Raw genomic sequence first — 12,189 nt, 5'->3', positions numbered from 1 at the left:
TCGATCCAATCGCGGTCAATTCAGGCGCTGATGGTCCGGGCTCAACGGCGTCACCGTAGCCACCTGCGGTCCGGTGAAGGCGATCAATTGGTCGCCGCGCAGCACCAGGCGACCGCTATGACGGTCGATGCCGTCGTAGGAATACTCGAACCGGAACGTCCGCTCGAAGCCCAGCCAGCCATTGGGCTTGCGGCAGATGCGGATGTTGGTGGAATGCACGCTCTGATCCAGCCATTGCACATCGGCGGCGCGGCAGGCATTGCGGCCGAGGATATCGGCACGTTCGGCCGCTGCGCGCGAGGAGTTCCAGAACGCGTACAGCGCGGCGCCGGCAATCATGAAGAGGATAAGGCTGGGCATGGCGTCAATGTGCCATGGCCTGCGCCCGATCGACAATCGTCGCGCCGGGCCGCAGCGTTGCGTTGATGGCTGGTGGCTGGCGACCCGATGCGCCGGCCGGCATCCGCCACTCGTCCAGGCAGCCCTTCGCTTTACCAGCAACGGCTGTCGTCACGTCGCGCGAGTGCTCGGCATTGCGCCCGTTCGAACTGGAGTTGACGGCAAGGTTGCAGCAGGTCGATCCGGTGCAGCGGACGCACCGGGCTTGGCCGCTGCGCGGTCAGGCCGACAGCCGCTTTAACCATTCACCGCCATTCCCGCGCTCGGCTTGTGTCGGGCGCAGCGCAACCCCATTCATTGGGCTTCGCCCCGTTGAATCCACACGCCGCTTCTGGCCTGGCATCGCGGCCTGCGGCATCGCCTATGCATCCTGTCCTGCAGCAGTTCCATCCTGTCGTGGCTGCGTGGTTTGCGCAGACCTTCGCTGCGCCCACGCCGGCGCAGATTGCCGCGTGGCCGGCGATCCAGGCCGGACGCCACACGCTGGTGGCCGCGCCGACCGGCTCGGGCAAGACGCTGACCGCGTTCTTCGCGGCCATCGATGGGTTGATCCGCGATGGCCTGGCCAATGGCGGCGCGCTGCCGGACGAAACCCGGGTGGTCTACGTCTCACCGCTGAAGGCGTTGTCCAACGACATCCACCTCAATCTGGATGCGCCGTTACAAGGCATCCGCACGGCGCTGGTCGCGAGCGGTCTGCCGGATGTGGCGGTGCGCACGGCGGTGCGTACCGGCGACACCCCGCAACGCGAGCGCGCACAGGCGCGCCGCACGCCGCCGCATATCCTGGTGACCACGCCGGAGTCGCTGTATGTGCTGTTGGGCTCGGCCTCCGGGCGCACTGCGTTGCGGCATGTGCGCACCGTCATCGTCGATGAGATCCATGCGGTGGCGGCGGACAAGCGCGGTAGTCACTTGGCGCTGACCCTGGAGCGATTGCAGCGGCTGGCCGAGCGCCCGATCACCCGCGTCGGGCTGTCGGCCACGCAGAAGCCGATCGAGACGGTGGCGCAGTTCTTGGTCGGGGCGGGCGATGCCGGCCGGCCGCCGCAGTGCGAGATCGTCGATATCGGCTACACCCGCCGGCGCGATCTGGCCCTGGCCTTGCCGCCGACGCCGTTGAGCGTGGTGATGTCCAACGATCAGTGGCTGCAGGTGTATGCCGATGTCGCCACGCTCGCGCAGCAGCATCGCACCACGCTGGTGTTCGTCAACACGCGGCGCATGGCCGAGCGCGCTGCGCGCCATCTTGGCGATCTGCTCGGCAAGCAGCGCGTCGCCGCGCACCACGGCAGCCTGTCGCGCGAAACGCGTCTGCTGGCGGAGCAGCGACTCAAGGCCGGCGACCTTACCGTGCTGGTGGCCACTGCATCGCTGGAACTCGGCCTGGATATCGGCGATGTGGACCTGGTCTGCCAGCTCGGTTCGCCGCGCTCGATCGCCACCTTCCTGCAGCGTGCCGGACGCTCCGGGCATGCGGTTGGCGGCACGCCGAAGGCGCGCCTGTTTCCGCAGACCCGCGACGAACTGGTCGAATGTGCTGCATTGCTGGACAGCGTGCGCCGCGGTGAGCTGGACGCCTTACGCATTCCGCTGGCGCCGATCGATGTGCTTGCACAACAGATCGTGGCCGAGGCCGCGTGCGAGGACTGGGACGAAGATGCGCTGTTCGCCTTGGTGCGCCGCGCCTGGCCGTTCGCGCAGTTGAGCCGCGCGCGCTTCGATGACGTGGTGCGCATGCTGTGCGACGGCTTCAGCACACGGCTCGGGCCGCGTGCAGGCTACCTGCATCGCGATGCGGTGCATCGACGCCTGCATGCGCGCCGCGGCGCACGCATGACTGCGCTGACCTCCGGCGGCACCATCCCAGAAACCGGCGACTACAGCGTGGTGCTGGAACCGCAGGCCGAAAAGATCGGCACGGTGAACGAGGATTTTGCGGTCGAAAGTCTTACCGGCGACGTGTTCCAGCTCGGCAATGCCAGCTACCGCATCCTACGCGTGGATGCCGGGCGCGTCCGGGTGGAGGACGCCAAGGGCGCGCCACCGAACATCCCGTTCTGGCTGGGCGAGGCGCCCGGCCGCAGCGACGAATTGTCGGCGGCGGTGTCGCGTCTGCGTGGCGAGATTGCGCTGCGGCTGGATAGCCCGCCACATCAGGCGGCCTGCGATTGGCTGCACAACGTGCTGGATCTCTCGGTGGAAGCGGCACGCCAGCTGGTCGACTATCTCGCCCATGCCTGCACCGCGCTGGGCGCGATGCCCACCCAGCAGTGCCTGGTGATGGAGCGCTTCTTCGATGCCAGCGGCGGCACCCAGCTGGTGATCCACTCGCCGTACGGCAGCCGCATCAATCGTGCCTGGGGGCTGGCGTTGCGCAAGCGCTTCTGCCGCACCTTCAACTTCGAACTGCAGGCCGCCGCGACCGAGGATGCGATCGTGTTGTCGCTGTCCACCAGTCATAGTTTTGCCCTGGAGGAGGTGGCGCGCTACCTGCATTCGTCATCGGCAGAGCATGTGTTGATCCAGGCCTTGCTGGATGCGCCGCTGTTCGGCGTGCGCTGGCGCTGGAATGCGACCAATGCGATGGCGCTGCCGCGCTTTGCCGGTGGCAACAAGGTCGCGCCGCAACTGCAACGGATGAAGTCGGAAGATCTGCTGGCGACCGTGTTCCCCGATCAGGTCGCCTGCGCGGAGAATCTGGTCGGCGAGCGCGAGGTGCCGGATCATCCGTTGGTGGCGCAGACACTGGAAGACTGCCTGCATCAGTCCATGGACAGCGAGGGCTGGTTGCAGGTGCTGCGCGGGCTGGAGTCGGGCGCGATCACGCTGGTCGCGCGCGATCTGGCGGCACCGTCGCCGCTGGCGGCCGAAGCCTTGAATGCGCGGCCGTACGCATTCCTGGACGATGCACCGCTGGAAGAACGCCGCACCCAGGCCGTGCAAAGCCGTCGCTACACCCCGCAGAGCAGCGACGACCTGGGGCAGCTCGATCCCGAGGCGATCGCCTCGGTGCGCGAACAGGCCTGGCCGCAGCCGCGCGATGGCGAAGAAATGCACGAAGCATTGGTCGGGCTTGGCGTGCTTCCGGCCGATGAAGCGGGCGATGCGCACTGGCAGGCCTGGTTGGCTGCACTTGCAGGCGATGGGCGTGCCAGCTGTCTTGCGTTCGACGGTGTGCCCGCGCTGTGGATCAGTGCCGAGCGCATCGACTGGTTTGCGCCACTGTATCCGCACGCCGTTGCGCTACCGCCGCTACAGGCGCCGGCAGATTGCCGCGTTGCCGACTGGCAGCGCGACTGGGCCGTGCGCGAGCTGCTGCGCGGCCGCCTGTCTGCGGTCGGCCCGGCGCAGGTGCCGGCCTTGGCCGGCGCCTTGCACCTGCCCGAGTCCGAGATCGTGCTTGCCCTGGCCGCCCTGCAGCGCGAGGGCTATGTCATGGCCGGCCATTTCAACGCGCAGGCACAGGCGGAAGAATGGTGCGAACGTCATCTGCTGGCGCGCATCCATCGCTATACCCTGGGACGCTTGCGTCGCGAGATCGAGCCGGTGGCGCAACGCGATTACGCGCGGTTCCTGTTCGAGTGGCAGCACCTCGACAGTGCCAGCCGGGTGGCGGGGCCGGACGCATTGGCTGGCGTGGTCGGGCAGCTGGAAGGTTTCGAGGCGCCTGCGGTGCTGTGGGAGAGCGAGCTGCTGCCGGCACGCGTGCGCGACTATCAACCGGCCTGGCTGGACGAGCTGTGCACCGCCGGGCGCACCGTGTGGGCGCGGCTGCGGCCCGGTGGTGGCCGCAGCGGTGCCGCGTTGCGCAGCACGCCGATCGTGTTGCTGCCGCGTCGCGAGGCGCAACGTTGGAGCGGCCTGGCACGCGATGCCGACGACGCGCCGCTGGGCTCGCGCGCGCAACGGGTGGCGGGGGTGTTGCAGCAGCAGGGCGCCTTGTTCTTCGACGAGATTGCCGATGCGGCCCGCCTGATGGGCACCGAGCTGGAAGATGCCCTGAGCGAACTGGTGATGCGTGGGCGTGCGCATTGCGACAGCTACGCCGGGCTGCGCGCGCTGCTGGTGCCGGCCTCCAAGCGTCCCTCGGCGCTGTCGCGCCACCGGCGCCGCGCCAGCGCGCTGGGCATCCGCGATGCCGGACGCTGGGCGCCGGTGCGCGCGCTGCCGGAGCTGCCGCTGGCCGAAGCCGGCGAGCGCCACCAGGACATGCTCGAACATGTGGCGCATACCTTGTTGCGGCGCTACGGCGTGGTCTGCTGGCGGCTGCTGGAGCGCGAGGCGGCGTGGTTGCCGCCGTGGCGCGAGTTGCTGCGCATGTATCAGCGGCTGGAAGCGCGTGGCGAAATCCGTGGCGGGCGTTTCATCGCCGGGCTGTCCGGCGAGCAGTTCGCGTTGCCGGATGCGATCGCGGCGCTGCGCCGCGTGCGTGCGCAAGCCTTGCCGCAGCAATGGGTGTGCGTCAGTGCGAGCGACCCGAGCAATCTGTTGGGCAGCCTCCTGCCGGGCGAGCGTGTGGCGCGCGTGCCGGGCAACCGTGTGGCGTATCTCGATGGCCTGCCGATGGCGGTGTGGGCGGCAGATCGCTTCCAGCCGCTGCAGGACCTGAGCGACGAACAGGCCGAGCAGGCCTTGCGACTGCTGCAGCGTGGGCCGGGCGCCGCCGAGCAGACGCCGATGGAGCAATGGCTGGCTCAGTCGCCCGGCAGCACCGCGCGTGCGCCGGTCGCACGCGGCAGCGGACGCGACAGATAGGGATTGTTTGGGACCACCCAGCGCCACGGCGCATCCACCGCCTTGCGGATCCCGATGCGCGGCGTCGCCAGCGGCGCGGAGGGCGGCGGCAGGCCATCGTCCTCGATCCACAGGCGTGCGCCGGCGTCGGTCAGATCCAGCCCGTTGTCCGTCGCGCTCACCCCGAACGCCTGGGCCAGGCGACCGGGACCGGTGGTCAAGGTCTTGAGCGGGGCGGCGTTGCGCGCGGCCTGCATGGTGGCGATCCCGGCCAGCGGTTCGAGCGCGCGGATCAGCACCGCATGCCCGGGCGCGCCACCGCACACCGCGTTGATCGCCCAGTGCATGCCGTAGATGAAATACACATACAGATGCCCCGGTGCGCCGAACATCACCTGCGTGCGCGGGGTCATGCCGCGAAACGAATGTGCGGCCGGATCTTCGCTGCCGCAATACGCCTCGACCTCGGTGATGCGGCCGCGGCGTCCGTCCGCGCTGACCAATACCTTGTTGAGCAAGCGCGGCGCGACCTGGCGGGCATCGTGCGCATAGAAGCTGCGTGGAAGTGCTTGCAATGACATGCGCCAAGCCTAACCGCGCAGTCGTGATGTCCCAGCGGACTGTTCCGGACACGGCAGGAACCAGGGGTAGGAATTTTCCGAACGCGGACCGTACGAGCGCGTGACCGGTCACAAAAGCGCATATCCGATGGTGTGAATACGCGGTTAAGTGCCGTTTGCATCTCAAGCGCGTTTTGCCGTCGCCGATAGCCATTAGCGATTGGTTAGACAAGCCGCACACAGTGAGCGGCACCCGCACCAGGCCACCGGGCGACCCTGCAACGCAGGTCGCGCATGCACCACCTTCAAGAGAACTCCCCAATGTTAGGCAACTTCAGAATCGGAACCAGGCTGATCGTGGCGTTCCTGATCGTCTCGGCGATCGGCGCATGCATCGGGTGGGTGGGTTATTCCAACTCCGGTCGTATCAGCGACCTGTCGACCTCGCTTTACGAGCGCGAGCTGCTTGGCTTGTCGAACGTCAAGGAGGCCAATATCAACCTGATCTACGCCGGCCGCGCACGCGCCAACCTGTTGCTGGCCAGCAGCGCCGAAGAGCGCCAGTCGCATGTGCAGAACATCGACAAGTACACCGCCAAGGTGGTCGATTACATGACGCGCGCGCGTTCCAGCTTCCAGACCGAGGAAGGCAGGAACAAGCTGGCGCAGTTCGACCGCGCCTGGCAGAAATACCTGGAAGAGCGCGGCCGCTTCATCGACGCCGCCAACCGCGAAGCCTTGCGCGACGCCAACCCGGAACTGGCCGAACTCTCGCGCGCGGTGCGTGCCAGCTCGGATGAAGTCGATACCTTGATGACCGATCTGAGCGGCCTGCGCGAGCGCAGCGCTGCCTCGGCCAATGCCGAAGCCGGCAGCATCCACGCGCGTAGCTCAAAGCTGCTGATGGCCATCATCTGCGGCGGCGTGCTGCTCGGCGCGGTTCTCGGCGTGGTGATCAGCCGCAGCGTCACCGGCCCGATCCGCCGCGCGGTGACGGTGGCCAACGGGCTGTCCGAAGGCGATTTGACCATGCGCATCGACGTGCATGGCCGCGACGAAACCGCGCAGCTGCTCGAAGCGATGCGCACGATGGTGCAGAAGCTGTCGCAGGTGGTCGGCGAGGTCAACACCAGTGCCGAAACCCTGGCCAGCGCGTCGGAAGAAGTCAGCGCCACCGCACAGTCGTTGTCGCAGGCCGCCAGCGAACAGGCCGCCGGTGTGGAAGAGACCAGCGCCTCGCTGGAGCAGATGACCGCATCGATCAGCCAGAACACCGAAAACGCCCGCATCACCGATGGCATGGCCACGCAGGCCGCGAAGGAGACCATCGAAGGCGGCGAAGCGGTGGTCGCCACCACCCAGGCGATGAAGCAGATCGCGCAGAAGATCGGCATCATCGACGACATCGCATATCAGACCAATCTGCTCGCGCTCAATGCAGCGATCGAAGCGGCGCGCGCCGGCGAACACGGCAAGGGCTTTGCCGTGGTGGCCGCCGAGGTGCGCAAGCTGGCCGAACGCAGCCAGGTGGCCGCGCAGGAGATCGGCGAGGTGGCCAGTTCCAGCGTCGAACTGGCCGATCGCGCCGGCCGTCTGCTCGACACCATCGTGCCCAGCATCAAGCGCACCTCGGACCTGGTGCAGGAGATTTCCGCGGCTTCCGAAGAGCAATCCTCCGGTGTCAGCCAGATCAATTCGGCGGTGGTGCAGCTGAGCCAGACCACCCAGCAGAACGCCAGCGCATCCGAAGAACTGGCCGCCACTGCCGAGGAAATGAGCGCGCAGGCCGAGCAGTTGCAGCAGAGCATGGCGTTCTTCCGCCTGGGCGGGCAGGGGCCGGCGAGCACGCCGCCCAAGCGCGGCAAGGTGGCGGCCGCACGCCCGGCACGTGCGCCCGGTGCGCGCGGCTGGCGCAGTGACGCAGCACCGGCCTATGCGATGTCCGAGGGCCCGGACGAAGGCCAGTTCGCCCGCTTCTGAGAGACCGATCGATGACTGCACAGACCCCCGATGTGATGCCTGGCGACGCCGATGCGGCGGCCCAGTACCTGACCTTCCAGCTGGATGGCGAAACCTTCGCCATCAGCATTCTTGGCATTCGCGAAATCATCCAGTACCGCGCACCCACGCCGGTGCCGTCGATGCCGGCCTGCGTGCGCGGGGTGATCAACCTGCGCGGTGCGGTGGTGCCGGTGGTGGATCTGCAGTCGCGGCTGGGGCGTGCCGACAGCGCGATCGGCAAGCGCAGCTGCATCGTGATCCTGGCCACCGAGCAGGCGCAGGGAACGCAGGTGATCGGGGTGCTGGTCGATGCGGTCAACGCGGTGATCGAACTGGCCGATCAGGACATCGAAGCGGCGCCATCGTTCGGCACGCATATCCGCCGCGACCTGCTGCGCGGCATGGGCAAGGTGGGCGAGCGCTTCGTGGTGCTGCTGGAGATGGAGCAGGTGCTGCAGGTGGACGAAATTGCCGGCAACACCGATGCGCTGGCAGCCTGAGCCTGGCCAAGCGCCGCTGGCGATACGGCTGCCGCCTGGCAGCTGATCGCTACACGCGTTAGCCACGCAAGACAGGCGCGCTGGCGGGTGTGTGTGCACTGCGGTCGTAAGTGGAAAGACTGCAGCCGTACACAGGCATCGATCTAGCGATTCAAAGTTGCGCAGTCGTGTCGATCAGCGCCCTGCTGGCCTACCTCGCCGAGCCCACGCGCGGTCTGCCGCTCAGTCCTGCCGATGCCAGCCATTGAAGCGCTGCACGCGGTTGCGTCCATTGCTGATCGCGCCCTGCAGGGCGTGCCGCGCGCGCGCCAGCAAGGCATTGCTGTCGAGCGAGGCACCGGCTGCCACCTCGACCAGCCCTGCGCTGATCGTCAATGCGCCGGCTGGCCAGCTGGCCGCTTCGATCGCCTTGCGGACAGCTTCGGTCAGCTCCATTGCCTTGGTTGCCGCTGTTTCCGGCAAGGCAATACAGAGTTGATCCCGGCTCAATCGTGCCACCGTGGCGGCATCCGGCAACTGCGCTTCGATCACCCTGGCAGCCTGGATCAGCGTTGCATCCGCCGCCGCCGCGCCCGCCTGCAATCTCAGCCGTTTGAAGCCATCCAGCTCGATCAGCGCCAGGGCGAGCGATGGCGTGGCGGCAGTGGGCGAGCTCTGTGCGTGTGTCTGCAGCGCATGTTCCAGACCGGCGCGGTTCCACATGCCGGTGAGTTCGTCGCGCAGCGCGTCCAGCTCGACCAGCTTGGCCGCACGGCGCAGCTCGATGGTGTCGACGACCTGCCGTGCCAGCGCCTGCAGTGCGTCGCGCTCGGCCGCCGACAGGCGCCGGGGTGTGCGATCCAGCACGCACAGCGTGCCCAGCGCGATCCCATCGGAGGTCAGCAGCGGGGCGCCGGCATAGAAGCGGATCTGCGGCTCGCCGGTGACCAGCGCATTGCCCACGAAGCGCGCATCCTGGTGGGTGTCGCCAACCTCCATCACCTGGTCGGGTTCGAGGATCGCGTGCGCGCAGAACGACAGTTCGCGCGGGGTTTCGCGTGGCGCCATGCCCAGTTTCGATTTGAACCACTGGCGCTGCGTGTCGATCAGCGAAATCAGGGCCATCGGCGTCCCGCAGACCTCGGCCGCGCTCGAGGCGAAGGCGTCGTAGACCGGCTCCGGTGCAGTGTCCAGCAGCTGGTAGTCCTGCAATGCGGCCAGACGTTCGTCTTCGTTCGCCGGCAGTCGCGCCGCAACGGCGGCGTTGCGCGGCAGCAGCGTCGCGTGAAAGAGGTGCAACGCGGACGCGTCAGGAATCTGCATGGATAGACCACCGGAACAAGGCGCCGTCAGGCGATGGATGTGCGCATGGCGATACCGTGTCTTGGACCGTCGCACGCGTTGGTTGGCGCAGACCTCATCCACCCCAGCGGATGACGCCCGTCACCGATCTTGCCACATCGGGCAGGGCAGGTCAGTGGCAGCGACTCCACGCTGACGCGCTGCAGAACCGCCCTGCCTGGCGCCTCATTCGCCCTGGCCGTCGTTACCCTCGGGGCGGCGGGTTTGTTCGTCATGGATCTGCATGTCCTTCTGCCCGGGGCGCTGCTTGGCGGCCTCATCCTGTTTGCGATCCTGCTGGCTCTCCGAGACACCGTGCTGATCGTCGGCGGCCTTGTCGGGCTGGCTCTGCTTGTTGCTCATGGCTTGCGTCCGGGATGGTGATGAAACGGACGTTAGCGCGCGCGATGTGATCCTGGCGACATGGCCGTCGCGCGGATTGGCACCGCGCTGCGCCGACGCTGCTGTCCAATACGCAAAAGCCCCGGAAACGTCGCGTTTCCGAGGCCTTTACGATTGAAGCAATGGTGGAGCGGAAGGGGATCGAACCCTCGACCTTCGCGATGCGAACGCGACGCTCTCCCAGCTGAGCTACCGCCCCACGTGCCTGGATTCTAACCACATGTCGCGCAATTCGCCAAGCAGTCCGGCGACCTGGATCGCCGCCCGCAGGCGCGATCCTGCGGCAATCACTCGCGGACCAGCGGGAACTTGAGGTCCGGGTTCTTGGCCTTCCATTCCTTGTACGACACCGAGCCTTCCCAGGCGGCGAAGGCCTTGGGCGTGCGGCCGCGGCCGGACCAGGTCTCGCCGGTGTGCGGCAGTTCGTACTTCGGCTTGACTTCGCTACGGCCGCTCTTGACCACTTCCTTGCGTGCAGGGGTGGTACCCAGGTAAGCGGCAATATCGTTGCGCTGCTTGGTGTTGAAATGGCCGGCAAACTGCTCGAGCAGCGAGACGATGGTGGCATGCGCAGAGGATGCCTCGCTCGCGCGCTCGGTCTTTTCCTGTTCTTCCAGCTTCTGCAGCTCGTCCAGCAGCTTGGCTTTGGCTTGCGCGATGGAATCCAGTTTGGAGGTGGTATTGCTCACAGAGGTATGGCCTCGGAATAAGGGGGTGGAGACGTTGCCCAATGGGCGCGCGTCATTATGGCATGTGGCCCGGGGGCGGCCGTTGCGCGTGCGCGTGCCTGCACGCGGCATGGCCAGGCCTTTCACAGCGTCTGGTCACGCGTTTGCAGTGTCCTGGCGAGGTCGCCGAGCATGCTTGCGCAGGCGGCGACCCCGGCCGTAACGATACAGCAGCAGGCCAGGCGGGATGACATCTCCGTGCAGCGCCGGCCAGAGATTGACTGCATGATGGCCAACCCTGTCCTGATCGACTGCGCCGGTTTCGATAGCGCGCTGTGCAAGGGCAGATGCGGCAATGAAAGAGGATGCTGCTCGAATTTCTGGTCTGACCCACGGCCGGCGATGTGCAGACGCAGCTGGCGTACGGCCGTCTGCGCCTTGCCCGCATCACTACGGCCGCGTGGGATGCGTGGCCTAGCGACCACTGCATCACGTCACTGCGCCGTGGCGTCTTCCAGCAGCGGCGTCAGCTGCGCTTCCAGCGCGTCGCGGCGCCATTGCCCCAGCGGTGCGGGCCAGCTGCGCTGTTCGATCAGGGTTTCCAGATGCCGGCGCGAGGCCAGGATGCCGTCGGGCAATCCCAGCTCGCGGCTGCGCTGGGCCACCGCATCCTGCAGGCGCTTGAGCACGGCCTTGTTGCCGTCGGTGGCGGCTTGCGCCAGCGGTGCATGGTCCTCGTCGGGCAACGGCGTGCTGAGCGCTTCCCACACTGCGGCGGCGAGCTTGCGCGGCGCCTTGGGAAACTTGTCGAACTGGCGCAGCAAGGCATCCAGATCGGCGGGCGGAAAGCGCGCCAGCTGGCTGGCCAGTTCGTTGTCCAGGATCCAGCTGCGCGGGCGGTCGCTCTGGCGCGCCTGCAGGTCGCGCCAGCGCAACAGGCGCAGCAGGCGGCGCTGCGCCGCAGGCTCGAGGAATTGCGCGGTGCGCAGGCTCACATGCGGCCAGCGCTCGCCATCGTCGTGCTCCACCGTGGCGAGCAGGCGCTCGGCGTCCTCGGCCAGCCAGCCCAGGCGATCCTGCTCGGTCAGGCGGCGGGTGAGTTCGTCGTGGATGGCGAACAGATAACGCACATCGTCGGCGGCGTATTCCAGCTGCGCCGGCGACAGCGGGCGACGCATCCAGTCCGAGCGGGTCTCGCCCTTGGTCAGCAAAGTGCCGGTCACTTCCTGCACCAGTTTCTGGTAGCCCATGCCACCCCCCACACCTGCCAGCGCGGCGGCGATCTGGGTATCGAACAATGGCCGCGGCAATACCCCGCACGCACATTTGAAGGTGACCAGATCCTCGCTGGCGCTATGCATTACCTTGACGATGTCGGTGGCGGTCAACCATTCCCTGAGCGCCTCGTTCATGCCCGGGATCAGCGGGTCGATCAGCAGGATCTCCTCGCCGATGGCCATCTGCACCAGCGCCAGTTGCGGCCAGTAGGTGCGTTCGCGAATGAATTCGGTATCCAGGCCAATGCGGGACGGACGCGATGCCTGCAGGCGTTCGCTCAGCTCGGAGGGGTGGGTGATCCAATGGGGCACGTGATTTCCGTCG

Annotated in this window: 9 protein-coding genes and 1 tRNA gene; 3 read left to right on the top strand and 7 right to left on the bottom strand. The window is 67.3% G+C overall.

Annotated features, from left to right (window positions below; genetic code table 11):
- Window positions 1-15: 15 nt before the first annotated feature.
- Complete coding sequence (locus AC1PLS_RS12165) at window positions 16-396, bottom strand: DUF3301 domain-containing protein (RefSeq protein WP_039516191.1); 381 nt, start codon at window positions 394-396, stop codon at window positions 16-18.
- Between the two features lie 366 nt (window positions 397-762).
- Here AC1PLS_RS12165 and AC1PLS_RS12160 point away from each other — a divergent pair, with 366 nt between their 5' ends.
- Window positions 763-5,157 (top strand): DEAD/DEAH box helicase, encoded by a 4,395-nt coding sequence (locus tag AC1PLS_RS12160; protein ID WP_481103729.1) that lies wholly within the window; start codon window positions 763-765, stop codon window positions 5,155-5,157.
- On the opposite strand, the gene AC1PLS_RS12155 is transcribed toward AC1PLS_RS12160, so the two are convergent.
- Window positions 5,097-5,717: a DNA-3-methyladenine glycosylase gene (locus AC1PLS_RS12155; protein ID WP_104645864.1), complete on the bottom strand. Its 621-nt coding sequence runs from the start codon at window positions 5,715-5,717 to the stop codon at window positions 5,097-5,099. The genes AC1PLS_RS12160 and AC1PLS_RS12155 overlap by 61 nt on opposite strands.
- Window positions 5,718-6,017: 300 nt before the next feature.
- Here AC1PLS_RS12155 and AC1PLS_RS12150 point away from each other — a divergent pair, with 300 nt between their 5' ends.
- Both AC1PLS_RS12150 and AC1PLS_RS12145 read left to right on the top strand, forming a co-directional pair.
- A complete protein-coding gene (locus AC1PLS_RS12150) occupies window positions 6,018-7,676 on the top strand; it encodes a methyl-accepting chemotaxis protein (protein ID WP_054592737.1) in 1,659 nt (552 codons plus the stop codon).
- An 11-nt stretch (window positions 7,677-7,687) separates the two neighbouring features.
- Complete coding sequence (locus AC1PLS_RS12145) at window positions 7,688-8,197, top strand: chemotaxis protein CheW (RefSeq protein WP_024939283.1); 510 nt, start codon at window positions 7,688-7,690, stop codon at window positions 8,195-8,197.
- A gap of 222 nt (window positions 8,198-8,419) precedes the next feature.
- On the opposite strand, the gene AC1PLS_RS12140 is transcribed toward AC1PLS_RS12145, so the two are convergent.
- The 5 genes from AC1PLS_RS12140 to rnd form a co-directional block, all read right to left on the bottom strand.
- Window positions 8,420-9,499, bottom strand: a complete 1,080-nt coding sequence (locus AC1PLS_RS12140) for a sensor domain-containing diguanylate cyclase (protein WP_481103728.1) — start codon at window positions 9,497-9,499, stop codon at window positions 8,420-8,422.
- A 204-nt stretch (window positions 9,500-9,703) separates the two neighbouring features.
- Window positions 9,704-9,880, bottom strand: coding sequence for a hypothetical protein (locus AC1PLS_RS12135; RefSeq protein WP_440584004.1), 177 nt, complete (start codon window positions 9,878-9,880; stop codon window positions 9,704-9,706).
- Window positions 9,881-10,042: 162 nt separating this feature from the next.
- Window positions 10,043-10,118: transfer RNA gene (locus AC1PLS_RS12130), tRNA-Ala, on the bottom strand.
- An 88-nt stretch (window positions 10,119-10,206) separates the two neighbouring features.
- Window positions 10,207-10,608 carry an H-NS histone family protein gene (locus tag AC1PLS_RS12125; RefSeq protein WP_024939285.1) on the bottom strand — a complete coding sequence of 134 codons (402 nt, stop codon included), beginning with the start codon at window positions 10,606-10,608 and terminating at the stop codon, window positions 10,207-10,209.
- Between the two features lie 473 nt (window positions 10,609-11,081).
- Window positions 11,082-12,176 (bottom strand): ribonuclease D, encoded by a 1,095-nt coding sequence (gene rnd, locus AC1PLS_RS12120; protein WP_104607961.1) that lies wholly within the window; start codon window positions 12,174-12,176, stop codon window positions 11,082-11,084.
- Window positions 12,177-12,189 lie beyond the last annotated feature (13 nt).

This window comes from Xanthomonas sp. NCPPB 3218 (assembly GCF_056725185.1).
Note: the sequence above shows the minus strand (reverse complement) of the source record. Positions and strands in the feature narration are given on the sequence as shown.

Coding starts and splice junctions, on each gene's coding strand:
- AC1PLS_RS12160 (WP_481103729.1), top strand. CDS start 763: ATGCATCCTGTCCTGCAGCAGTTCCATCCTGTCGTGGCTGCGTGGTTT.
- AC1PLS_RS12155 (WP_104645864.1), bottom strand. CDS start 5,717: ATGTCATTGCAAGCACTTCCACGCAGCTTCTATGCGCACGATGCCCGC.
- AC1PLS_RS12150 (WP_054592737.1), top strand. CDS start 6,018: ATGTTAGGCAACTTCAGAATCGGAACCAGGCTGATCGTGGCGTTCCTG.
- AC1PLS_RS12145 (WP_024939283.1), top strand. CDS start 7,688: ATGACTGCACAGACCCCCGATGTGATGCCTGGCGACGCCGATGCGGCG.
- AC1PLS_RS12140 (WP_481103728.1), bottom strand. CDS start 9,499: ATGCAGATTCCTGACGCGTCCGCGTTGCACCTCTTTCACGCGACGCTG.
- AC1PLS_RS12135 (WP_440584004.1), bottom strand. CDS start 9,880: ATGAGCAACAAGCAGAGCCAGCCCGACAAGGCCGCCGACGATCAGCAC.